Annotated in this window: 22 protein-coding genes; 18 read left to right on the top strand and 4 right to left on the bottom strand. The window is 55.1% G+C overall.

What is annotated here, in order from left to right; genetic code table 11:
* Positions 1-31: 31 nt before the first annotated feature.
* Positions 32-445, bottom strand: coding sequence for a DUF883 domain-containing protein (locus tag NMUL_RS03460; protein WP_011380013.1), 414 nt, complete (start codon positions 443-445; stop codon positions 32-34).
* Between the two features lie 520 nt (positions 446-965).
* On the opposite strand from NMUL_RS03460, the gene rpsB reads away from it, so the two are divergent.
* The 13 genes from rpsB (at position 966) to NMUL_RS03535 (ending at position 13481) form a co-directional block, all read left to right on the top strand.
* Positions 966-1712: a 30S ribosomal protein S2 gene (gene rpsB / locus NMUL_RS03470; protein ID WP_011380014.1), complete on the top strand. Its 747-nt coding sequence runs from the start codon at positions 966-968 to the stop codon at positions 1710-1712.
* Positions 1713-1791: 79 nt separating this feature from the next.
* Positions 1792-2700 carry a translation elongation factor Ts gene (gene tsf, locus NMUL_RS03475; RefSeq protein ID WP_011380015.1) on the top strand — a complete coding sequence of 303 codons (909 nt, stop codon included), beginning with the start codon at positions 1792-1794 and terminating at the stop codon, positions 2698-2700.
* A 14-nt stretch (positions 2701-2714) separates the two neighbouring features.
* Complete coding sequence (pyrH, locus tag NMUL_RS03480) at positions 2715-3431, top strand: UMP kinase (protein WP_011380016.1); 717 nt, start codon at positions 2715-2717, stop codon at positions 3429-3431.
* Between the two features lie 137 nt (positions 3432-3568).
* A complete protein-coding gene (frr, locus tag NMUL_RS03485; RefSeq protein ID WP_011380017.1) occupies positions 3569-4126 on the top strand; it encodes a ribosome recycling factor in 558 nt (185 codons plus the stop codon).
* Positions 4127-4239: 113 nt separating this feature from the next.
* Positions 4240-5037 carry a polyprenyl diphosphate synthase gene (uppS, locus tag NMUL_RS03490; protein ID WP_011380018.1) on the top strand — a complete coding sequence of 266 codons (798 nt, stop codon included), beginning with the start codon at positions 4240-4242 and terminating at the stop codon, positions 5035-5037.
* Positions 5038-5081: 44 nt separating this feature from the next.
* Positions 5082-5894: a phosphatidate cytidylyltransferase gene (locus NMUL_RS03495; protein WP_011380019.1), complete on the top strand. Its 813-nt coding sequence runs from the start codon at positions 5082-5084 to the stop codon at positions 5892-5894.
* A 2-nt stretch (positions 5895-5896) separates the two neighbouring features.
* Positions 5897-7084 (top strand): 1-deoxy-D-xylulose-5-phosphate reductoisomerase, encoded by a 1188-nt coding sequence (gene ispC, locus NMUL_RS03500; protein WP_011380020.1) that lies wholly within the window; start codon positions 5897-5899, stop codon positions 7082-7084.
* A gap of 306 nt (positions 7085-7390) precedes the next feature.
* A complete protein-coding gene (rseP, locus tag NMUL_RS03510) occupies positions 7391-8758 on the top strand; it encodes an RIP metalloprotease RseP (protein WP_011380021.1) in 1368 nt (455 codons plus the stop codon).
* A 3-nt stretch (positions 8759-8761) separates the two neighbouring features.
* Positions 8762-11044 carry an outer membrane protein assembly factor BamA gene (gene bamA / locus NMUL_RS03515; RefSeq protein WP_011380022.1) on the top strand — a complete coding sequence of 761 codons (2283 nt, stop codon included), beginning with the start codon at positions 8762-8764 and terminating at the stop codon, positions 11042-11044.
* Positions 11045-11063: 19 nt separating this feature from the next.
* Complete coding sequence (locus NMUL_RS03520; RefSeq protein ID WP_011380023.1) at positions 11064-11591, top strand: OmpH/Skp family outer membrane protein; 528 nt, start codon at positions 11064-11066, stop codon at positions 11589-11591.
* Between the two features lie 108 nt (positions 11592-11699).
* The gene (fabZ, locus tag NMUL_RS03525) at positions 11700-12140 is read left to right on the top strand and encodes a 3-hydroxyacyl-ACP dehydratase FabZ (protein ID WP_011380024.1); all 441 of its coding nucleotides are present in this window, start codon (positions 11700-11702) and stop codon (positions 12138-12140) included.
* Between the two features lie 31 nt (positions 12141-12171).
* Positions 12172-12771 (top strand): ribonuclease HII, encoded by a 600-nt coding sequence (gene rnhB / locus NMUL_RS03530; RefSeq protein ID WP_011380025.1) that lies wholly within the window; start codon positions 12172-12174, stop codon positions 12769-12771.
* Between the two features lie 215 nt (positions 12772-12986).
* Entirely contained in the window at positions 12987-13481 is a 495-nt protein-coding gene (locus NMUL_RS03535; RefSeq protein ID WP_041352808.1) for an FKBP-type peptidyl-prolyl cis-trans isomerase, read from the top strand.
* A 45-nt stretch (positions 13482-13526) separates the two neighbouring features.
* On the opposite strand, the gene mutS is transcribed toward NMUL_RS03535, so the two are convergent.
* From mutS to NMUL_RS03550, 3 genes are all read right to left on the bottom strand, one after another.
* A complete protein-coding gene (gene mutS, locus NMUL_RS03540) occupies positions 13527-16235 on the bottom strand; it encodes a DNA mismatch repair protein MutS (RefSeq protein WP_011380027.1) in 2709 nt (902 codons plus the stop codon).
* A 26-nt stretch (positions 16236-16261) separates the two neighbouring features.
* Positions 16262-18967 carry an MGH1-like glycoside hydrolase domain-containing protein gene (locus NMUL_RS03545; RefSeq protein WP_011380028.1) on the bottom strand — a complete coding sequence of 902 codons (2706 nt, stop codon included), beginning with the start codon at positions 18965-18967 and terminating at the stop codon, positions 16262-16264.
* A gap of 139 nt (positions 18968-19106) precedes the next feature.
* Positions 19107-19928, bottom strand: a complete 822-nt coding sequence (locus NMUL_RS03550; protein ID WP_011380029.1) for an inositol monophosphatase family protein — start codon at positions 19926-19928, stop codon at positions 19107-19109.
* A 198-nt stretch (positions 19929-20126) separates the two neighbouring features.
* On the opposite strand from NMUL_RS03550, the gene NMUL_RS03555 reads away from it, so the two are divergent.
* From NMUL_RS03555 to NMUL_RS03575, 5 genes are all read left to right on the top strand, one after another.
* On the top strand, positions 20127-20876 hold the full coding sequence (locus NMUL_RS03555; RefSeq protein ID WP_041352367.1) for an RNA methyltransferase: 750 nt from the start codon (positions 20127-20129) through the stop codon (positions 20874-20876).
* A 362-nt stretch (positions 20877-21238) separates the two neighbouring features.
* Complete coding sequence (gene iscR, locus NMUL_RS03560; protein ID WP_011380031.1) at positions 21239-21712, top strand: Fe-S cluster assembly transcriptional regulator IscR; 474 nt, start codon at positions 21239-21241, stop codon at positions 21710-21712.
* A gap of 63 nt (positions 21713-21775) precedes the next feature.
* Positions 21776-22933: a cysteine desulfurase family protein gene (locus NMUL_RS03565; RefSeq protein ID WP_011380032.1), complete on the top strand. Its 1158-nt coding sequence runs from the start codon at positions 21776-21778 to the stop codon at positions 22931-22933.
* Between the two features lie 345 nt (positions 22934-23278).
* A complete protein-coding gene (locus tag NMUL_RS03570) occupies positions 23279-24067 on the top strand; it encodes an MlaA family lipoprotein (protein WP_041352809.1) in 789 nt (262 codons plus the stop codon).
* 153 nt (positions 24068-24220) lie between these two features.
* Entirely contained in the window at positions 24221-24625 is a 405-nt protein-coding gene (locus tag NMUL_RS03575) for a DUF4870 family protein (RefSeq protein WP_011380034.1), read from the top strand.
* Positions 24626-24753: the final 128 nt, after the last annotated feature.

The following is a 24753-nucleotide window of genomic DNA, read 5'->3' on the forward strand; positions in this document are numbered from 1 at the left end:
TTCATCTCGGGCTAAGTGGCGGACACGCAGCTTAGCGACGGGCCAGCAACAGGCCGATTATCAGGCCGATCCCAGCCGCGTAGCCAACCGATTGAAGAGGGTGTTCACGTATACACTCCTTCGAGCTCTCGAGGGCATAGTCGAATTGCTCTTGGGCGTCCTCCGCCAGGTCGTGGGCAGCCGCGCGGGTGTCAGCAATTTTTGCCATGAGTTTTTCCTTGGCTTCTTCCAGATCAACGTCTGACAGATTGGGAATGCGGGAAATGAGATCATCCAGGTCAGCTCTCAGCTTTGCAAATTCGTCCCTTGCCACCGAGCCCACTTCCTGGCCTGCCGATTTCGCTGCCCGACCTACACGCCGGGCCGCATCGCCCGCATGCTGAGTCATATTTTCCGCAGCTTCCTGAGTATCGCTCACCGCATTCTTTGAGTTATCCTGTGCCATGTTTTTCTCCTTTTACTTTTAATGGTTTCGTTGAAAGATAGGCGGTACTTGTTTAGTACGCGTCAGGTGCCAGTTTCCGGCAGTTGCGACTGCCGGTCTGTTCGTTGACACACATAGCACATCCGTAGCTTCCAATCCGCAGATTCCTCCGGTTCCCCTTTGCCAGTAGTGGGACACTCCTTTTCCCTGAATAGTGGACCGCTGGATCCGTGCCTGGCGTTGCGCAAGTTCAATTGAGTGAATCAATTCAGGAATGGTATAATCTATAGTTAACTCGGCCCCGCCCAGTTTTGCAGAGTCAGGTTTGTTTGCAGGATTGCGTCCTGCTGCCATTTTTCCGCTGGTACTGCTTCGCGGCGCTACAGTTGCTGCGGTAGCGTTCACTACTGCATCCGGATGGGACGGTCAAGTTAAACTAAACGTCGTTCAAATTCACACATCTGCCTGTTTCGAAAAGGGTGCTCTGCATTGAAGCGGAGCGACTATGGCGATGGAGGTTCAACCCTTAAAGGAGGAATTCATGTCAGTAACAATGCGGCAAATGCTGGAGGCGGGCGTCCATTTCGGGCATCAGACCCGCTTCTGGAGTCCCAAGATGGCGCCCTATATTTTTGGCCATCGCAACAAGATACACATCATCAATCTGGAAAAAACGCTGGTGATGTATCAGGAAGCGATGAATTACGTGCGTCAGTTGGCGGCCAACAAGGGCACGATTTTATTTGTCGGGACCAAGCGCCAGGCACGGGACATCGTGCGCGAGGAAGCGATGCGCTGCGGGTCGCCCTTCGTCGACCAGCGCTGGCTCGGCGGAATGCTCACCAACTTCAAGACGATCAAGCAATCCGTTAAAAGACTCCATGATATGGAAACGATGATGGAGGATGGAACACTCGACAAGCTTTCCAAGAAAGAAGCATTGGATCTGCAGCGCGAACTGGAAAAACTCAATCGCAGTCTGGGAGGCATCAAGGACATGAAGAATCTGCCGGATGCCATGTTCGTCATTGATGTCGGCTATCAGAAAGGGGCAATAACCGAGGCCAGGAAGCTTGGTATTCCTATTGTCGGTATTGTGGACAGTAACCATAGTCCGGCCGGGGTGGATTATGTCATTCCTGGCAACGATGATTCTAGTCAGGCAATTCGCCTTTATGCCCGCGGTGTCGCGGACGCCATTCTGGAAGGCCGGAATCAGGCTATCCAGGAAATTGTACAAGGCGATTTCGAGGAAGCGGATGAGGCAGTGGCCGGCGAACAGGGATAAATTTCGTCGGAGTGGGCACGTGAATCTGTGCCGGGGCGCATATCCAGCGCTTCTTTTTTGAAAATTATCTGGAGCGAATATGGCGGAAATCACCGCACAAATGGTGAAGGAATTGCGCGAGATAACGGGTCTCGGCATGATGGAGTGTAAGAAGGCCTTAACTGAAGCCAGCGGAGACATGAAAGCCGCGGAAGACCTTCTGCGGATCAAGAGTGGCGCCAAAGCGAGCAAGGCAGCCGGACGGACTGCAGCGGAAGGGATAGTGGCGGCCCATATCGCGCGTGACGGCAAGAGCGGCGCGCTGGTGGAAGTCAACTGCGAAACCGATTTTGTCGCAAGGAACGAAGACTTCATCGGCTTTGCGCATAGCCTTGCAGAATTGCTGACAACGGAAAGCATAGGGGACAACGAAGCGCTCGCAAATGCCAGGCTGTCAAACGGCGAAAGCGTGGAGGAGTTCCGGAAAGCGTTGGTAATGAAGCTGGGTGAAAATATCAGCATACGCCGTTTTGCGCGCCATCAGGTAGCCGGTGCGCAGGATCGTCTGGCCTCCTATCTGCACGGTGCAAAAATAGGCGTCATGGTCGATTATACGGGTGGCGATCCGGCCTTGGGCAAGGACCTCGCAATGCATATCGCCGCCAGCAAGCCGGTGTGCGTATCAAGCGAGCAGGTTTCTCCGGAGCTGCTGGAGCGTGAACGCCAGATATATACCGCCCAGGCAGCGGAGAGCGGAAAGCCAGCCGATATCGTTGCGCGCATGGTCGATGGGCGTATTGCCAAATATCTCGCCGAGATAACGCTTCTGGGGCAACCGTTTGTCAAAAATCCGGATCAGACGGTGAAACAGCTGCTCGCGGAAAAATCTGCTCAGGTCAACGGTTTTACCTTGTATATCGTTGGGGAAGGGATAGAAAAGAAATCTGGCGACTTTGCTGCCGAAGTCATGGCGCAGGTGGGTCAGGCCAAACAGGAAAAAGCGTCTTAGCCGCCGGATTGCTCATGACCATACCCGCTTATAAACGCATCCTGCTGAAGCTCTCGGGCGAAGCTCTCATGGGTGACGATAGTTATGGCATCAACCGGGATGTAATCGAACGAATCGTGGCCGAGATAGCCGAAGTGAATCAGCTGGGTGTCGAGGTTGCGGTAGTGATAGGAGGGGGCAACATTTTCCGGGGAATGACCTCCTCCGCGGAAGGCATGGACCGGGCCACCGCGGACTATATGGGGATGCTGGCCACCGTCATGAATGCGCTGGCGTTACAGGATGCGATGCGGCGTGCCGGTCTGGTGAGCAGGGTGCAATCCGCCCTCCGCATCGATCAGGTGGTGGAACCGTATATTCGGGGCAAGGCCATACGCTATCTGGAGGAGGGCAAAATAGTCATTTTTGCCGCCGGCACGGGTAATCCATTTTTTACGACCGATACAGCGGCGGCTCTGCGGGGAATGGAGATGAACGTGGATATCGTGCTCAAGGCCACCAAGGTCGATGGGGTATATACCACCGATCCCAAAATAAATCCGGATGCAGAACGCTACCAGAGACTGTCGTTTGATACTGCCATTGCCGAGAATCTCAAGGTGATGGATGCCACCGCGCTGACTTTGTGCCGCGACCAGAAGCTTCCGCTCAAAGTCTTCAGTATCTTCAAGGCGGAGGCGTTGAGACGGGTAGTCATGGGCGAGGAAGAGGGCACGTTGGTGGAGGTCTGAGGGCTTTCTGGCTACCTTGGCCATATGGCCGCATTATAGTAGGGGCCATAGCTTGGAATTGCCGTCATCGTGCCGCGGCATGGACGCCAAACAGTGACGTCCCGGGTTATATATCATTTACGTCATTTCTAACTATCATGATTGCCGAGATAAAAAAATCCGCCGAGCAGAAAATGCAGAAAAGCCTGGAAGCATTGAAACTGGACCTGGGCAAGATACGAACCGGACGCGCCCATACAGGTCTGCTGGATCACGTTACTGTGGATTATTACGGGAACCCCACCGCAATCAACCAGGTGGCAAACATCAGCCTTGCGGATGCCCGCACCATTACCGTAGCGCCATGGGAAAAGAAGATGCTGGGGGCGATAGAAAAAGCTATCCGCAATTCAGACCTGGGTTTGAATCCCACGACCGTAGGCGAATTGATCCGCGTACCCATGCCGCCGCTTACCGAGGAACGGAGGCGCGATCTCACCAAGGTGGTAAAGCATGAGGGGGAAGCGGCGCGCGTGGCGATGCGAAACATTCGCCGGGACGCAAATGCGCACCTGAAGGACTTGCTCAAGGAAAAAAAGATTGCCGAAGATGAAGAACGCAAGGGGCAGGAGGATATCCAGAAACTTACCGATCGCTATATTGCGGATATAGACAAGCTCCTTCAGGCCAAAGAAGCCGAACTGATGGCCGTATAATGGAGTAATATTGCGGGAAGTGACAGTACATGTCTCCGCTTGGCTGTTCTGGAAAGCCGGACCTGAAATAAAAATACCCTTGATTTCAATTTTGAATCTCAACCGTATTCTCCATGCCAACCATCGTCAGTTCGACCCGGGAAATACCTGAAACTGGAGAAATTCCCCAGCACGTCGCCATTATCATGGACGGCAATGGACGCTGGGCAAAAAACCGGTTCATGCCGCGCATGGCAGGCCACAAGCGTGGAGTGGAGACAGTACGTTCCGCAATCCGGGCCTGCATGGAGCGAGGTGTCAAATATCTGACGTTATTTGCCTTCAGCAGCGAAAACTGGCGCAGGCCACCTGAAGAAGTCGCATTCCTGATGCAGTTGTTCATAAGCGTGCTGGAGCAGGAGGTATCCAAGCTGCATGAGAACGGTATCCGCTTCAAGGTAATCGGAGATCTATCGAAATTCGAACCGAAGATAGTCGAGTTCATACGCAACGGCGAAGCGCTCACGGCCGCCAATGAACGGTTTACGCTTACTATCGCGGCCAATTACGGCGGACGGTGGGATATCATGCAAGCTGTTCGAAAAATGCTTGCCGAATGCCCCCACCTGGCGACGACTTTCGATGAAAAAGACCTGATGCAGTATTTTGCCCTCAACCATGCACCGGAACCCGATCTATTCATTCGTACGGGAGGCGAGAAGCGCATCAGCAATTTCCTTCTCTGGCAACTGGCATACACCGAACTCTATTTTACCGACACGTTATGGCCGGATTTTGATGCGCGCGCTCTGGATCTCGCTATCCAGTCCTATCAGCAACGCGAACGCCGATTTGGACGAACCAGCGAGCAGCTTCAGGCAGCGTCATCCTTGCGTGGGGGCAGAGAAGTCGCCGTGAAAGCGACGGCATAGCTTCAACCCGTTCCGATCCGTGCTTTTTACTGATCGTCTCAACTATGCTCCGGGCACGGATTCTTACCGCCGTCATTATGCTATCCGTCTTTCTGGCGGCGTTATTCCATCTGTCTTCCATCTTCTGGATGGCGCTACTGCTAGCGCTGACAACCGCCGGTTCGCTGGAGTGGACCCGGCTTGCCAGGTTCTCTCTCAACCATACCATCGCTTATCTTTTATTGACGGTACTGCTGGCAAGCGAGCTTCTGTATGGATTGAGCGAGGCAATTGCCGTTGATCCCTATACGCCCTCATTCCTGGGGGTTTACGTTGCATCGCTGATATTCTGGATCTTCGGCGCGACGATTTTCCTGAAATCGAAGCGTCCTGTCGGGAATGTCGTCCTGCTGGCGTTTATCGGCTGGCTGGTGCTGTTGCCGACCTGTCTTGCGTTATATCAGCTGCGCGCAATCGATCCGCTCCTCCTGCTCGGTTTCATGGGCACCATTTGGCTATCCGATACAGCGGCGTATTTTTCGGGACGGACCTGGGGAAAAAACAAACTTGCGCCGAGCATCAGTCCCGGCAAAACCTGGGAGGGTGTGGCTGGAGCCCTTGTTGTGGTACTGGTTTATGCGCTTATCTGGAGCTACAGCGAGGAGGACATTCCTGCCACGTTATTGATCCCGCTGCTGCTGCTTCTTGCCGCGCTGGGAATCCTGGGCGATTTATTTGAATCGCTGATGAAGCGTCACGCCGGACTCAAGGACAGCGGCACTATTTTGCCGGGCCACGGTGGTATACTTGACAGGATCGATGCGCTGACTTCAACCCTGCCCATTGCGGCTCTGGCACTTCTCCTGCTACATACCTGATCATGATCGCTGTTCGTCATCTCACTATTCTGGGTTCCACAGGAAGCATCGGCGTAAGCACGCTCGATGTAGTGGCGCGTCACCCCGACCGCTTTCGCGTGGTAGCCCTTACCGCGAACAAGAGCGTGCAGAAAATTCTGGAACAATGCCGGCGTTTTGAGCCGCGCTATGCGGTGCTGCTGGATGAGGCCAGCGCCGAACTACTGCAGGTGGAAATTCGCCGGGCTGGCCTTGCCACTGAAGTGCTGTGGGGGGTGGATTCGCTGGAAAAGGTCGCTTCGCTGCCGGACGTGGATACAGTGATGGCAGCGATCGTGGGGGCGGCGGGGATACGTCCGACATTTGCAGCGGCTGCGACCGGCAAGCGGGTATTGCTTGCCAACAAGGAAACAATGGTGATGGCGGGACGCATATTCACGGACGTGGTCAAGGAAAATCATGCCACGCTGCTCCCGATCGATAGTGAACACAATGCCATTTTCCAATCCCTGCCGCAGCACTTCAGTGGGGATCTGCGCGCGGTGGGCGTGCGTCGCATTCTGCTGACCGCATCAGGCGGGCCCTTTCGGCAGATGCCCTTGGCCGCACTGGAAAATGTAACCCCCGGGCAGGCATGTGCTCATCCCAACTGGGTAATGGGGCAGAAAATTTCGGTGGATTCCGCTACCATGATGAACAAGGGACTCGAAGTCATCGAAGCGCACTGGTTGTTCGAAGCCTCGCCCGAGCAAATAGAGGTCGTCGTTCACCCGCAGAGCATCATTCATTCCATGGTCGAGTATGTGGATGGCTCGGTATTGGCACAACTGGGTAATCCTGATATGCGTACTCCCATTGCCCATGCACTCGGCTTCCCTGAACGGATCGAGACCGGAGTCAACCCCCTGGATATGTTCAAGGTTGCCCGGCTCGATTTCGAGGCCCCCGATTTTGAACGCTTTCCCTGTCTACGGCTGGCATATCAGGCGCTGGCAAGCGGCGGGAGTGCCCCCGCTGTGCTGAATGCCGCCAATGAAGTGGCGGTGGATTCCTTTCTCAAATGTCTAATGCCCTTCACGTCCATTCCCGCCATGATCGAGGATGTCATGCAGACAATTGGCCGCCGGGACATCGCGACTCTGGATGATGTGCTGGCAGCGGACGGCATGGCGCGCGAAGCGGCCCAAGAATGGCTGACGTGTCTGGCGTAAAGTGTCGCAATCATTGGCCTTTCCGGCAGGTCGGACAACGGTTTATCCACCCCTTCTGAAGAAAGCTTCTCATTCATCCCGGGGAGCTGGCCAGTCGGCTGATTCCGGTCGCGCTTATACGCGCATTATGGCAGATATGAGCCTGCGGAGCGTCGGGTCCATTTGGGCGGGCAACTCTACCGGTTTCATCGTTTGCGTAAGTCCCATCAGTTCCAATTGCGGCTTCCATTTCATCCATGCGAAGATGGAAGACTTCTTTTACTTCCCCGTATCAGAGAGTCTGCCGGAACGCAGACCTGTAGAAGCATGACATTCCTTTTCACAATTGCCGCTTTCGTTGTTGCTCTCGGCCTGCTGATCGTATTTCATGAATTCGGCCATTACCTCGTCGCCCGCTGGTGTGGAGTAAAAGTACTCCGTTTCTCCATCGGTTTCGGTCATCCGCTCATGCGGAAGCAGGTGGGAAAAGACCAGACCGAATGGGTTATTGCCGCCTTTCCTCTTGGCGGTTATGTGAAGATGCTCGATGAACGTGAAGGAACGGTTGCGCTGGAGGAACTGCCACGTTCATTCAACCGCCAGCCGGTCTTGCAGCGGTTTGCTATCGTCGCAGCGGGGCCGGTCGCGAATTTTCTGCTGGCGATCGTCCTTTACTGGCTGTTGTTCATGCTCGGCATCAATGCGATGAAGCCTGTTCTCGGACCTGTTGCTCCCGCAACTCCGGCGGCATTTGCCGGCCTGGAGAAGGGCGACACCCTGAGGCGAATCGAGGGGGAACCGGTGGAAACCTGGCAGGATGCGCGCTGGCTGCTATTGTCCCACGCCGTGGAAAGGTCTCCTGCACTTGCGGTGGAAGTGACCGACATCCATGGTCAGACCGGGCTGCGGAGGCTGGATTTGAGCAACATCCAGGCGGATGATCTGGATGGGGAGTTTTTAAAGAAAATCGGCCTCAGCAGTTATCAGCCCGAGGTTAAACCCGTCATTTCGCAGGTGATACCCGATAGTGCCGGAAGCCGCGCCGGGTTACGGCCGGGCGATGAAATCCTGGCAGTCAACGGGCTGAAAATTTCCCTGTGGCAAGACCTGGTGCAACAGGTGCGAGATCGGCCGGAATCACCGGTCATGCTGGAAATCCGGCGTGACGGTGCCGTGATCGACAAGGAGGTTGTTCCCGACAGCGTCACAGAGAATGGAGAAAAAATCGGGAAAATTGGGATTGCGCCGCGGATTGATTCCGATGAGATCGAAAAGCTGTTGATCGAAGTACGCTATCCCTTGGGCACGGCTTTTGCCAAGGCGATAAACAAAACCTGGGAAACTTCGAAGTTCACCTTGCAAATGTTCGGAAAAATGCTGGCAGGTGAGGTGTCCTGGAAGAATGTAAGTGGTCCCATCACTATTGCCGACTATGCAGGAAAATCTGCCCAGATGGGCCTTTCGCCTTATCTGGGTTTTCTCGCCCTGATCAGTGTCAGTTTGGGCGTATTGAACCTGCTGCCCATTCCCGTATTGGATGGAGGGCATTTAATGTATTATGTCATCGAAATCGTCAAGGGCAGTCCGCTCTCCGCGAAAGCGATGGAAATCGGTCAGCAGGTGGGGATGGCACTCTTGTTTGCCCTGATGGCTTTTGCCATTTATAACGACATAAACCGCCTCATCCCCGGTTAAAGCATGAAAGTCAGGTATCTGGTCGCGCTTGTTTCTGCTTTGTGCGCTTCGGCTTCATGGGCACGCGAGCCCTTCGAAGTCAAGGACATCCGGGTGGAAGGCATACAGCGCACCGAGGCCGGAACCGTGTTCAGTTACCTGCCGGTGAAGGTCGGAGATGTGCTCGACGACGAAAAGGCGGCGGCGGCGATCAAGGCGCTGTATGCCACCGGTTTTTTCAAGGATGTACGGCTCGAGTCCGAAAACGGTGTCCTGATCGTGGTGATAGAGGAGCGGCCGGCGATTGCTCAGATCACCATTGTCGGTGCCAAGGAGTTTGAGAAAGACAAGCTCAAGGAGGGGCTGAAACAGGCAGGTTTGGCGGAATCCCGCATTTTCGATCGCTCGACACTGGAAAAGGCCGAACAGGAACTCAAGCAGCAGTATATGGCGCGCGGCAAATATGCCGTGAAAATCACCACAACCACTACTCCGCTTGAACGAAACCGCGTGGGCATTACCTTCCATGTGGACGAAGGCAGGACCGCCAAGATTCGCAAGATCAATATCGTCGGAAATAAAGCTTTCAAGGAAAAGGATCTGTTGAGCGCGTTCTCGCTGCGGACTCCTGGCCTCTTGACCTGGCTCACCAAGGAAGACCAGTATTCGAAGCAGAAGCTCGGCGGCGATCTCGAATCGCTCCGTTCCTATTACCTGAATCGCGGCTACCTCGAATTCAGCATAGAGTCGACGCAGGTATCGATCACACCCGACATGCAGGATATTTACATTACGGTAAATATCGTCGAGGGCCCTAAATATGATGTTTCCGAAATCAAGCTTGCCGGTGAACTGCTGGTTCCGGAAGAGGAACTGCGCAAGCTCATACAACTCTCGCCCGGAGACACGTTTTCCCGCGAAAAGCTGACGGAGTCCATCAAGCTCATCACCGACCGGCTCGGCGACGATGGTTACGCATTCGCCAATGTCAACGCCTCTCCCCAGCTGGACAAGGAAAAGCAGCAGGTGGCGTTCACCTTTTTTATCGATCCCGGCCGTCGCGTCTATGTCAGACGCATCAATATTACCGGCAACTCCCGAACCCGGGATGAAGTGATACGGCGGGAAATGCGCCAGTTCGAAGGGGGCTGGTATTCAACCAGCAAGATAAACCGCTCCAAGACCCGGGTCGACAGATTGAATTACTTTACTGCCGTCAATGTTGAAACTCCGGCGGTTCCCGGTACCACGGACCAGATCGATGTGAATGTCGAAGTCAAGGAAAAGCCGACGGGCGCCGTGATGTTCGGTGCGGGCTATTCCAACATGGAAGGACTGATACTGAGCGGGTCTGTTGCGCAGGACAATATATTCGGTACCGGCAAGTTCGTCAATCTCATGGTGAATACCGGTAGCGTCAACAAGACCTATTCATTGTCCTATACCGACCCCTATTTCACCAAGGATGGTGTCACGGCAGGACTCGATCTCTATAAGCGGGTGCTCAACACACGCACCTTGTCCTCCGTGATGAATTTCAACACCGACACGCTGGGCGCAGGTCTTCGTTTCGGCATTCCCATCAATGAAAATGACAGCATCATGGGGGGGCTGGGAGCGGAACAAACCACGATCGATCTTGGGCCTGACAGCCCGCAGCGTAATATCGATTTCGTGAACAAATTCGGGCGGACCACGATCAACATACCTGCAACGCTCAGCTGGAGGCGGGATGGCCGTGACAGCGCAATCTGGACAACTTCGGGAACCACGCAGCGCGTGTTCGCGGAGGTGGGCCTGCCGGGAGGAGACCTCACTTATTACAAATTGAGTTATGACCTTCGCTGGTATTTCCCCATCACCGAGATATTTACGCTGATGTTGAATGGGGAACTCGGATATGGGGATGGCTATTCCGGTAAAGAGCTTCCCTTTTTCAAGAATTTCTTCGCCGGGGGCAATACCTCCGTGCGGGGTTACAACATCAGTTCGCTGGGTCCCAGGGACGCAACCAACAGAACCTTGGGAGGCAACAAACGTGCGGTAGGCAATATCGAGGTTCTGTTTCCGATGCCCGGCATGAGGAATGATCGCACAGTACGCCTGAGCGCGTTTCTGGATGGGGGCACGGTCTGGGGACCTGGTGGGGTAAGACCCGATCAGGAGGGCTTGCGTTATTCTGCCGGTATCGCCGTTACCTGGATATCTCCTATGGGGCCGCTCAAAATCAGCGTGGCCCAGCCCTTGAATAGCCAGCCCGGCGACAACATACAGCGTTTTCAGTTTCAGTTTGGGCAACAATTCTAGACTAGATCCGGAGATAAAATTGAAACACAAGATACTGGGACGAACTTTAATCGCGATAACCTCCATTCTCGTCGCATCTATCTACGGAACCGCAGGCGCGCTGGCAGAAGATATCAAGGTCGGGGTTGTCGACACGGAGCGCATTCTGGCTGAATCTGCGCCCGCGGTCAGAGCACTTAGAAAAATCGAAAGGGAATTTCTCCCCCGGGACCAGGAGCTCAAGAAACTCGCGGTACAGGCGAAGGAGCTTCAGGATTTGCTGGAAAAAGAAGGAAAGCGCATGCCGGAAGCGGAACGCCGCAGCAAGGAGCGCGACCTGGCTGCGCTTAACCGGGAATACCAGCGCGGGCAACGGCAGTTGCGTGAAGATTTGAGCCTGCGCCAGAACGATGAGGTTGCGGCGCTTCAGCTGACCGCCACCAAGGCCATTCAAATCATTGCCGAGACCGAGAAGTACGACCTCATATTGCCCCTGCGCGATCTCGTCTACCGAAGCCCGCGAATCGATATTACTGACAAGGTACTCAAAGCGCTGGCCGACAAGTAGCTCCGGCGGTCAGGGACAACGGGCAAGTCCGTCTCTCCTCCGATCATCTCAATCCTCTGATCATCCTTTATCCACTTCTTATCAAGAACCCGGGAAAACATCGCGCTAATGGATATCCATGAAATTCTGAAATACCTTCCTCACCGTTACCCCTTGCTCCTCGTCGATCGCGTTCTCGCTTTCGAACCGGGAAAGAGCCTCACCGCGCTCAAGAACGTAACGATCAACGAACCTTTTTTTACGGGACACTTTCCTCATCATCCCGTCATGCCCGGGGTATTGGTGATCGAAGCGCTGGCGCAGGCTGCCGCTCTTCTGACGCTCAAAACATCCAATGTGGAAGCCGACGAGAATTCCATCTATTATTTCGTTGGCATCGATAATGCGCGTTTCAAGCGGCCGGTGGAACCGGGCGATCAACTGATACTCAAGGCTACAGTTCTGAAGGAGAGGATCGGAATCTGGAAATATGCGGCACGGGCGGAAGTGGACGGCCGCGTTGCCGCCGAGGCCGAACTGATGTGTACCGTCAGGCCAAAAGAGACCTGAAATACCTGCGGAAAAACGGCAGAGTTGATCCATGTGCAGCAATGAATATCCTTGGGTCTGCGGTGTGGATGAGGCCGGCCGGGGGCCGCTGGCAGGACCGGTGTTCGCTGCCTGCGTGATACTCGATCCGGCCTCTCCCATAGATGGCCTGGCAGATTCGAAAACGCTTACCGAGGGAAAGCGCAACAGCCTGACCCTTGCCATAAAGGCGTATTCGATTGCCTGGGCCATCGGGTTCGCATCCGTCAGGGAAATAGACCGGCTGAATATATTGCAAGCAAGCCTGCTGGCGATGAAACGCGCGATCGGAAAATTGCCGGTGACGCCAGCGCGGGTATTAGTGGATGGAAACCACAGTCCCCGCCTGAAATTCCCCGTGACTACCATCGTGAGGGGCGACAGCCTGGTGCCGGAAATTTCCGCTGCCTCGATTCTTGCCAAGACCGCCCGCGATGCCGAGATGATGGCGTTACACCGGCGTTTTCCCCGTTATGGCTTCGATCAGCACAAAGGATATTCCACGGAGCAGCATCTTGCCGCACTGAAAATTCACGGCGTTTCCATTGTGCACCGCCGCAGCTTTGCGCCGGTAAGGGAACTCATGGCAAATGAAAAAGACGCGGAATCATGAATAAATCCTGCCCTGAACCGGGCTTCCGCGAGGCTCCTGCTTCCGGCAATTTCCATTCCGCCTGACCGGCTGCCCCGCAAAAAAGCCATATTCCATTTAAGGACTGCGAATGCAATAATGAATGATTCTCGATGAAGGCATCGAGCGCATGGCTCTTGGCATTTTTATCATTTCCTGAGGAAATTCCTGATAACCTAACTTGCAGGCTCAACGATATGCAAATTGAAAAAGGCACCGTGGTATCGCTCAATTATATTTTGTCTGATTCAACCGGTGAAATTCTGGAGAAATCCAATTTTCCTGTAAGCTACCTCCACGGTGGTTACCACGATGAAATGTTTCCGAAGGTGGAAGAGGAGCTGACTCACAAGGAAGCAGGGTACCGTTGCCTGGTCGTGATGGAACCGGAGGATGCTTTTGGCGAATATGACAGCGATCTCGTGCGGGTCGAGTCACGCAGCCGCTTTCCCGAGGATGTCGTGGTGGGCATGAAGTTCGAAGGGGGCGAGGAAGAGTCGGACAATGTCCGGATATATACAGTGACAGACATTGCCGAAGACAAGGTCGTGGTGGACGGCAATCATCCTCTGGCGGGGCAGTCGGTTCGATTTGAATGCGAGGTAACCGATGTGCGTCCCGCTACTGCCGAAGAGCTGGCTCATGGCCACGCTCACGGTCCGCATGGTCATGGCCACGGGCATGAGCATTAAGACGTGAACTCTGGTGGAGATCACCGTTAGAGATATAAGTCGAAGCTATTCTTTCTCTGCCGCCTTCTTCAAGCCGTAGAGCTGCTCCAGGGCCTGTTTCGGGCTCAAGTCGTCGGGAACGATAGTGCGTAACAGTGCAAGTACGGGATGCTCCGGGGCGCTGTCATTTTTGTCAACGGAACCTTCCGGCATCCTGTCCTGCTTCCAGAAGAGGTCGTCCCTGGAGAACAAGTCTCCTTGCGGCTGATTGCTCAACGCTTCCTGCTCGAGTTTCAGCAGATATCTTCTCGCTGTTCTTATTACCGGATCAGGCACTCCGGCCAATGCCGCCACCTGGAGACCGTAGCTCTGGCTGGCCGGCCCCTCGTTGACGGCGTGCAGGAACACGATATGATGTTTGTGCTCCACCGCGCGCAGGTGCACATTGGCGACCTGTGCAAACTCCTCCGCAAGCCGCGTCAATTCGAAATAATGTGTGGCGAATAGGGTGTAGCTACGGTTCTTTTCCAGCAGATAACGGGCGATTGCGAAAGCGAGCGCCAGTCCATCGAACGTAGAGGTTCCCCGGCCCACTTCATCCATCAGCACCAGGCTTTGCGCCGTGGCGTTGTGCAGGATATTTGCCGCCTCGGTCATTTCCATCATGAAGGTGGAGCGCCCTCCCGCCAGATCGTCGGATGCGCCGATCCGCGTGAAAAGCTGATCGAGCGGTCCAATAAGCGCGCTTCTCGCGGGAACAAAACTCCCGCAATGGGCGAGTAGCGCAATCAGGGCAACCTGGCGCATGTAGGTAGACTTCCCGCCCATGTTGGGCCCGGTAATGACGAGCATCTGCCGTCTGCCACCCGTGCGGGCGCCAAGCTGGACATCATTGGCGATGAAGCTGTCCACTTGTTTTTCAACTACCGGATGCCGCCCTGCCTGAATTTCGATAACACTGTCACTGGTAAAAAGGGGCAGGCTGTAGTCAAGTGCCAGCGCGCGTTCGGCAAAGGTCGCAAGGACATCCAGTTCTGCCACGCTGCGTGCAACCTGCTGCAGATGGTCGATATATTGGGAGAGCATATCCAGCAGCTCGCCATACAGCAATTTCTCCCGCTCCAGTGCCCGGCTCTGGGCAGAAAGCGCCTTTTCCTCGAAAGCTTTGAGCTCAGGCGTAATGTAGCGCTCCGCATTCTTCAGCGTCTGTCTGCGCCGATAGTCGTCGGGGATTTTCTCGGTGTGCGCATGCGTCACTTCAATGTAAAAACCGTGCAAACGGTTGTATTCCACCTTGAGATTCGCAATACCGGTACGGGCCTTTTCCCGGGTTTCGAGTTGCAGCAGGAATTCATCGCAATTGTTGTGTATCGCGCGCAGTTCATCCAATTCGGCATCGTAGCCATCGGCAATCACGCCCCCGGTGCGCAGCATCACCTCCGGTTCTTCCTTCAGCGATTTCTCCAGCAGCGCAACGAGAGCATTGTCTGGCGCCATCGAGTGGATGAGCGCCGCGACATGCGCGCTTACGTCACTGCCGCCGCTACTTGTAGTAGCGGTACCGGCAACGGCGTTGTTGACTGCGGGCAGCCGTTTCAGGCTGTCGCGCAGCCCGGATAAGTCCCGTGGCCGTGCCGATTTCAGGGCGATACGGGCAGTAATGCGCTCGATATCCGTCACGCGCTTCAAGCAGTCGCGCACCGAAAGGCAGGGGCCTGATCCTGCTTCCCCCATCAAAAAAGATACACCATTGAGCCGGTTCTGGATCAGCCCGCGGTCGCGAAGCGGGTGGTGCAGCCAGTGGCACAGCAGTCGGCTGCCCATGTTGGTCGAACAGGTATCCAGCAGGGACAATAAAGTGGGCGCCGCGTCACCTCGTATAGTTTCGGAGATCTCCAGATTGCGGCGAGTGGTGGCGTCCATGCGCAGATAGGTATCCTCCCGCTCAACCCGCAACCCCTTGATATGACCTATGCTGGCGCCCTGCGTCAGCCGGGTATAATCCAGCAACGCACTTGCGGCGCCGAGAGAAACATCCAGATCCTCGCAGCCGAAACCGGAAAGGTCATGGGTACCGAACTGCCGGGAGAGATTGCGCACAGCCGCGGCGGTATCGAACTGCCATGCCGGCAAATGCTTCACGCATAACTTCTCCTGTATTACCCTGTCGTTGATCCCGGCAAGATTCAGCGATTCCGGCAAAAGAATCTCGGCAGGCTTCAGGCGTTCGAGTTCGGCTGTGAGATTGTTCACCGAAGTCTCCATCACGGAAAATTGCCCTGCTGCAAGATTCAGCCACGCCAGCCCCAGGGTGGATTCATGCACGAGCAAGGCAAGCAGGGCGCTGTCGCGCTTGTCCTCCAGGAGCGCAGCATCGGTCAGGGTGCCGGGGGTGATGATGCGTGTCACCTGGCGTTCTACCGGTCCTTTCGAAGTGGCGGGATCGCCCACCTGTTCGCAGATGACGACCGATTCTCCAAGCTTGACGAGCTTTGCCAGATACTGTTCCGCCGCATGGTAAGGCACACCAGCCATCTTGATCGGCTCTCCCGCCGAAGTGCCGCGACGGGTCAGGGTGATGTCGAGCAGCTTCGCTGCCTTTTCCGCATCGTCAAAGAACAGTTCATAGAAATCCCCCATCCGGTAAAACATCAGCATATCCGGATGCTGCGCCTTGATGCGCAGGTATTGCTGCATCATGGGGGTATGGTTATTCAATACCGCTTCAAATACTGTGGGATCGGTTGAAAGTCTGGCTTTACTGGATTGAGACATTCATTATTTCTTTGTGAAGTAATCATTTAACCTGCTAAGTCTTTGCGAGACCCCTGTTGCTTCCAAAACTCCGGAATCTCCTTCCGATATCGCCGCATCACCAGATTCGCCACCAGACCGGTCCAGCCGGTCTGATGAGCGGCGCCTAACCCCCGTCCGGTTTCACCGTGAAAATACTCATGGAACAGCAGCAGGTCGCGCCAGTGAGGATCGGTCTGATGCGGGCTCTTTTCAGGGAAGGCCGGGATCAGGCCGGATTCATCACGGCGGAAAATATCCACCAGCCGTTCCGCAAGCGTATTGGCAGCATATTTGAGGTCGATTTCGCAATGATTCAGGCAGGGGGCAGGAAAAGTAAAGGCCTCACCGAGGTAACGATGCATCTTTTCGATGGTTTGAATCAGCAGATAGTTGGTCTGCATCCACACCGGCCCGCGCCAGTTTGAGTTGCCGCCGAAAAGGGGGGAGTCGGATTCGCCCGGAACATACCGGATGACAGCATTGCCGACGCCGGGGATATGGCCCAAGTCTGCTTGCGTGGCATGACGCTTGGAGACACTCCGCACCCCATGGGGCGAAAAGAACTCTTCTTCATCAAAAATCCGTGGCAATATCTTGACGAACATCGCAGGGGTCACCAGGGAGAGCAGATGCTCACCCCGTTCGTTGGTGTCGATGGGGCAGGCGCATATCACGCTCCCATCGAACATGCCGCCCTTGTGTTCCCACAGCAGTGCGGTGAAACGTTTGCGGTTTGCGAGCAGCCGGCCATCCACGACCTCACACGCAAACAGAGGAATGATGCCCACCCAGGAGAAAACGTCGATGCGATGCGTGCTTCCATCCGGATCTACGACGAGATCCTTGAAAAAGCCGTCGATGTCATCCCACAGGGAAACGCGCGCTCCGGTATGTCCGGCAATCGTATTGGCAATTGCCAGGAACTGGCTATAGGATTGGACAGCGATATTCTCATAGGCGGGGTCTTCCACCGCAATTTCCAGTGCCATGACTGTCAATTGCAGGGAAAACATCGCCATCCAGCCGGTTGCATCAGCCTGTTTGAGGGTGTAACCCGGCGGGAGCGGCTCGGAGCGATTGTATACCGAGATATTGTCCAGTCCGAGGAATCCTCCCTCGAATACATTCGTGCCTGTTGAATCCTTGAGATTGATCCACCAGGTATGATTCAGCAAAAGCTTGTGCAGCACGCGTTTGAGGAAACCGATATCACCCCTGCCGCGCTGCACCCGTTCGGCCCGGAATACCTTGAGCGCGCCCATTGCGTGCACCGGCGGATTCGCATCGCTGAATGTCCATTCATATGCGGGGATTTGCCCGTTGGGATGCAGGTAGTTTTCATTCAGCAGCAGTTCGATCTGTTCCTTGGTAAAATCCACGTCGATGAGCGCCAGCGTAGCGCAATGGAAAGCGAGGTCCCAGGCGGCAAACCAGGGATACTCCCACGTGTCCGGCATGGAAATGACATGGCTCGCCTTGAGATGGGGCCACGCGTGGTTGCGCACCTGCCGCCTCGACGCAGGCGGTGTTGCCGGGTCTCCTTTCAGCCAGTCGGAGACGTCGTAGTGATAGAACTGCTTGGTCCATATCATGCCTGCGAGTGCTTGCCGCAGGATGCGCTGATCCTCGGCGGGCGCCTCGTCTGTCAGGAACGTGCGGAAAAAAGCATCGGCTTCGACGCGGCGCCGTGCAAAAATACTGTCCTGATTTTCGAATGGCTGAAGATGAGGCTCCGCCGTGAGCACCAGCTCGATCATGCCTGTCTTGCCGGATGGTATTGCGAGTTTGTGCGCCGCGCCGAATTTTGTTCCCTTTCCCGCGGGATTTACAGCGGATTGCTCACCCTGCACGAGATAGCGGTGAAAGGCATCCTTGACATAAGGTGCAGCATTGGGCACGCCCCATAACCTGCTATTGTTGGTTTCATTCTCCGTATAGAGAAGATCGGCTTGCTGCCGGCCGTAGAGATAGTAGTTTCGCAGTGCGGGATGCTCTGCCATTACTGCCCAGGCAGCATTTTGCGGCGCGGAGATGGCGTGCAGGAGAGGTTTTACCTCATCTTTTCCGGACCAGGACCAGTAATTGCGAAACCACAATTGCGGCAGCAGCCACAGTAAAGCTTCCTCTTTCCCACGGTTGCTTGCCACGATGCGGATGTGCAGTTCATGAGGGGATGCCTTGGCGTAGAAGACTTCCACATCCCAATACCGGTCTTCCGAGAAAGCGTTGCTATCAATCAGGTTGAACGGCGGCTCCGCACGCGAACGGTGGGCGTTTTCCTCGATCAACCGCGTATAGGGGAATGGGGATTGCGGGTATTTGTAGAGGTAGTGCAGCCACGCGTGAGAAGGCGTGGCGTCGAGGTAGAAATAGCATTCCTTTACGTCTTCTCCCCGATTACCCTGGTGTCCGGTGAGACCGAAGGCGCGCTCCTTAAGGATGGCATCCTTGCCGTTCCAGAGCGCCAGTGAGAAACAGAGATGCTGCGCTTCGTCCGAGATACCGCCCAGCCCGTCCTCATTCCAGCGGTAAGCGCGCGAACGTGCCTGATCATGGTCGAAATATTCCCAGGGCGTTCCATCCGGACTGTAGTCTTCCCGCACGGTGCCCCAGGCGCGTTCCGAGAGGTAAGGTCCCCATAGACGCCAGGCTTCCCGGCCCTGCCGCTGGTTTTCCAACCGCTGCCGTTCGGCATCCGGGGAGGTGGACATGATGTTATTTCTCCGGTTGTTTCACACACCTTCCTGGGGTTGCCTATCTTCCTCGGGCTGCCTGTAAGGACTGACGGCGACGGGTCGTGCCAGGAAAGCGGAGATTACCGCTTCCGTCTCTTTTCAGGCTTCGCCCGCATCATCCCCCGTCTTGAGCCGCCTTCAGTTCGGATGTCAGATGCGGGGCAATAACCTGCAACAACTGGCCGAAGACTTTCGGATTACCCGCTACCACATTGCCGCTTTGCAGATGGGTATCGTTGCCTTCCATGTCTCCCACCAGTCCGCCTGCCTCGGTAATGAGCAGGCAGCCCGCCGCCATATCCCACGGTGAAAGGCCGAACTCCCAGAAGCCATCGTATCGTCCTGCCGCGACGTAGGCCAGGTCGAGCGCGGCGGAACCCGGACGCCGGATCCCCGCCACCCGGGGCATGATATCCTTGAATATGGCAAGGTAGGCCTCGGCATGCGTGAATTCGCGAAACGGGAAGCCCGTGCCGATCAGGCAGTCGCCAAGTTTGCTGCGCTTGCTCACCCGCAAGCGATGGTCATTGAGATAGGCGCCTGCTCCCCGGCTTGCGGTAAATAATTCGTTGGCAGCCGGATTGTAGACCACGGCCTGCGACAAAACGTTTTTATGCATCAATGCGATCGAAACCGAGTAATGCGGGAAACCATGAAGAAAATTGGTGGTCCCGTCCAGCGGGTCGATGATCCACTGATATTCAGACTTGGCAGGATCACCTTGAGCGCCGCTTTCTTCTGCTAGAATGGAATGGCTGGGATAGGCATCGAGCAGCGTCTCGATCACCGCGTTTTCCGCGGCGCCGTCTACTTCGCTGACAAAATCGTTGTGCGCCTTGCGCGAGACATTCAGTAAATCCAGGTTCTGCGCAGCACGATTGATGATGCCGCCTGCGCGGCGCGCGGCCCTTACCGCGATGGTGAGCATGGGGTGCATGTGTCGGGATTCAAAATAAAGTGAATCGTGGATTTTAACCCAGATAATCCATCAGGATGCGGAATGATGCCCGGGCAGGTTGCGAGACAGTGCTATCAATCGGGAAAAATCCCGTAGCCTGAAATGGCTACAAACTGACTGCGCTTGCACAGGGTAGTCATCTCCAATGGAGTCTTTAATGGGCTATCCGGATTAAATGTGAATCCCCTCCATCTGCTCGATAAAGTCCGAATTGTCCTGAGCCATACCAGCCATCCCGGTAACATCGGGGGGGCGGCGCGGGCAATGAAGACCATGGGATTGGACTCGCTCTATCTTGTGAATCCCCGGTTTTTCCCCGACAAGGAAGCTGAAAGACGAGCCACCGGCGCACTGGATATCCTCCATAAGGCAAAAGTCTGCGACACGCTCGATGAAGCGCTCAGTGGCACTGTTCTGGCAGCGGCAGTGACGGCCCGACAACGCGATCTCTCCCATGAAGTTTTTGATGGCCGGCAGGGTGCGACCAAACTGCTCGATCTCGCGCAAAAGGATTTCGTTGCGCTGGTCTTCGGCACGGAAATGTCCGGACTTACCACGCTTGAAGTCAGTAAGTGCCAGATCATCATCCATATTCCAGCCAACCCGGAATATTCATCTCTCAATCTTGCCAGCGCTGTGCAGGTCATGGCATACGAATTGCGCATGGCCTGCAGGGATTTGCTGGAAACCCCGCCTGCTTCGCCGACCCTGACCCTGCATGGCGGGGGGATGGCGGCCACGTTCGATGAAATCGAGTTGCTTTACGCTCACCTGGAGCAGGTGGCGATCAGCAGCGGTTTTCTCGATCCGCAGGAGCCGAAACGCCTGATGCAGCGCATGCGACGGCTGTTTGCCCGCGCGCGGCTGGAAAAGGAGGAGGTCAATATATTACGAGGGATACTGAGCGCCTGTGAGAAGCGGATGTAGACGGAGGCTGCTTTCCCGCTTATTCCTGATGCTCCGGGATGCGAACGAAATTGAATGATGGCGGGAAGAGTTGACGGCGGTCAGGTTTAAACGAAAGTAGCCGGACAAAATAGTTGACCATGACAAAGGGGATTTATATACTTGATCAATGTTGTCGGGTATTGGTTGTCGGTATTGGAATTGTTTACGTGAGAAAGGTGTTCGGAGGAAGCAGCTGCATTCCAGGATGGGTGCGCGATGAGCGCTTTCGTTGAATTGAATCAGGAAGACTTGTTCGGAACGCTTTGTTCCGGCAACTCTGCGGGATTTGTCGCCTATTATTTTGTTGTTTCACAGTGTCAATTTCTATTCGGGAGCAGAAAATGCGGTTAACAACCAAGGGCCGTTTTGCAGTAACGGCAATGATCGATCTTGCATTGCACAGCGCGGACGGGCCGGTTACATTGGCGGGTATCAGCGAACGTCAGAAAATTTCATTGTCTTATCTTGAGCAGTTGTTCGGAAAGCTGCGCCGCAGCAAGCTGGTAGGCAGCGTACGTGGCCCTGGTGGTGGCTACCGCCTCACCAAACCCATGAGCGAGGTATCTGTAGTAGACATTATTCTGGCTGTGGATGAGCCCATCGACGCCACCCAATGCGGAGGCAAGGAAAACTGTCACAATGATCAGCGCTGCATGACCCACGATCTATGGGCGAATCTGAATGCGCGGATACGCGATTACCTAGCGCTGGTTACACTGGAGCAGCTCGTATCAAACCCCAAGGTGAAGGATATTGCTGTCTTGCAGGATGTGAGAACCTGCTCCTCATCGCAACATCGTACAGTTCCTGCTTGAACGGTAACGCCTGCTGGTTTCAAGTCCGATTTTCCATTTCGACCAGTTTGAAGGATCCGGACGATGACCTACGCCTATTTCGACCATAACGCCACGACTGCTGTCGATAAAGCCGCGCTTGATGCCATGTTGCCGTATTTCCAGGAAGAGTACGGCAATCCCTCCAGCCGGCATGCTCCTGGCATTGCAGCTCGCCGGGCGGTTGATCGCGCCCGTGAGCAAGTGGCGGATGCAGTGGGAGTGCAGCCGTCGCAGGTGGTTTTCACCAGCGGGGGATCGGAAGCCAATAACCTCTTCATTCAGGGCGCCGCGGGCTACATGAAGCCGGGACAGATTGCGATAAGCGCGATCGAGCATCCCTGCGTGATGAAAACTGCGCAGGAATTGGCGCGTGCTTCGCGGGGAAGCTGGAATCTGCGTCGGCTAGCAGTGGATAATCAGGGCCGCCTGGACCCGGCCGCTCTTGACGAGGCACTGTCGTCTCAACAGTCGGGGCTGGTTTCAGTCATGCTGGCAAACAACGAAACAGGCGTGATTCAGGATGTTTCGATGGTGGGGGAGAAGGCCCGCGCGCGAGGTGCCTGGATTCACACGGACGCAGTGCAGGCGTTTGGCAAGATACCTGTCGATTTTGCCTCGCTCAATGTACATGCCCTGACGCTGTCGTCCCACAAGATTTGCGGTCCCAAGGGGGCCGCGGCGCTTATCATGGATAAGCGGCTCCTGCTCAAACCTCTCATCTACGGTGGGGGGCATGAAGGCGGATTGCGTTCGGGTACCGAAAACGTTCCCGCAATTGTGGGATTCGGCGTGGCCTGCGAGTTGGTCAAGAGACGAATAGCGGAACATACCACGCATATCTCGGCATTGCGCCAGCAACTGGAGCGGGGCCTGCTGGAGATGGGCGGGACTGTTTTTGGTCTCGGCGCTTCCCGTCTGCCCAATACCTGCTATTTTGCGCTCCCGGGTATCGAAGGAGATACTTTGGTAGTACGTCTCGATAAAGCGGGTTTCGCGGTGGCAAGCGGCGCGGCGTGTTCCAGCGTCAACCCCGGGCGAAGCCATGTGCTGGAAGCAATGGGGGTGGATCCTGCCCTGGCTCGTTGCGCTGTGCGGGTAAGCCTGGGGGCCTCCAATTCTTCGGTGCAGGTTGCTGATTTCCTTCGCGCTCTCGGTGCTATCGTGGGGGAGCTGGAGCAGATGAGCGCGCTTTCGATCTGACTGTTTCCCTTGATACCCGTGAGGAGAGAGCCCTTGCAGGGTTAGTAGGGGTTAAAGAGGCTATAAAGATCGTCTGCATTTGAGGGACTGGAATGCACCGGGTATAAAGCAGCGCCCAAAGGTTTTACGAATCTCTCCTCGCAATATTTCCCCATCCGTTTCTCTTCCTGCTATCACTCTCTTCGGTAGCGAGCCTCTTCCGTAAATTTTTCGCAGTACCCCCTGCCCATTCTCGGGCCCGTCTTTTTTATCTGCCATCAGAACGATTTATGTTTATACTTTGCGTTGGATTGTCGCAATGTTTCATCGGTCCGTATCCTTTTTGTCATTTTCATTCATAAACTCGTGACATATAACCGTATTACTGTCCTCTTGCTGCTTGCCTGCACAATGCTGGTCACAGGATGTGCTACTACCCGCACGCAGGGATCGACAGTGCCGAACGATCAGAGCGCAGACTATAGGGATTCGATCGATCCATTCGAGGGTATCAATCGCAAGTTTTACACTTTTACCGATGTGATCGACCGGAAACTCATCGAGCCGGTGGCGGAGGTTTATATTGACCACGTCCCCACCCGGGTGCAGCGCTCCGTCGGGAATTTTTATGACAATATCCAGTACCCGAACGTCGTCCTGAATGATTTCCTGCAAGGCAAGGTACGCCAGGGATTTCGTGACGGGCTGCGCTTCGTCGTCAATTCCACCCTTGGTATCGCCGGGCTCTTTGATCCGGCTTCTTCCATGGGCTTCACCCAGCATGATGAAGATTTCGGACAAACGCTGGGGGTGTGGGGGGTGAATGCAAGCACTTACCTTTTTGTTCCCTTGCTTGGGCCTAGCAGCAATCGCGATGTTGCCTCATATCCAGTCGCTCTATTTACGAATGTCCTTTTCTATATCGGAACTTATGTGATCGGAGCCCCCGTCACCGTGCCGCTTTCCGTTCTGGGTGTCATTGACAAGCGGGCAAGATTGTCCGGCCCCATGAAAATCCGGGATGAAGCAGCGCTTGAGCCTTATCTGTTCGTACGCGACGCCTACTTGCAGCAGCGCAAGCATTTGATTTACGACGGAAATCCCCCTCCCGAGATTTATGACGATCCCGCGGAGGAGGAGCCTGTGACTAAGTAGCGTCCTGTCCTATTAGTCGCCTGTTGCATTCGATTGGGGCTGAAGGATTAGGCAGCGTGAGCGTATCCCCTTGAAATCCTGCAAACGTGAGGCTGAGCAGGATGAATTATCCTCCCGTTTTCCTTACCCGTAAAAGCGCGAGGAGCGTCAATCATGAGCAAGTTCGACCGAAGAATGGAACACCCTGTTTCTGCCGGACTGCTTCATCTCACCCATCTCGTCTATCTGTTGCATGGTTTCAGCGTTCTGATGGGAATCCTGGGACCGGCATTCATCATTACGACCTTTCTCACCGGGTGGCCCTCGATCATCGCAGTGATTCTCAACTACGTGAAGCGGAGTGATGTGCGGGGGACCTGGCTTGATTCCCATTTCGGCTGGCAAATACGCACTTTCTGGTACACCCTGCTTTGGCTGGTAATTGCAGCCCTATTGTTTGCCACCATTATCGGCATCGGGTTCGCGTACCTCCTCATCGTGGGCACCGGATTGTGGGTGACATACCGCCTCATTCGCGGCTGGCTGGCATTGAGCGAGGGCAGGGCCATGCCGATGTAAGCGCATACTTCAGCCAGCTCGACCGGCTCGACTTCTGGATTTGCCTGTCCGATTCTTTCCCCTTCCCAAGTTCGTTTCATTTCTCTCATCTTTCTTTGCCGATCTTATCGATAGGACTTCGGAGGTTT

The organism is Nitrosospira multiformis ATCC 25196 (genome assembly GCF_000196355.1).
Taxonomy (GTDB): domain Bacteria; phylum Pseudomonadota; class Gammaproteobacteria; order Burkholderiales; family Nitrosomonadaceae; genus Nitrosospira; species Nitrosospira multiformis.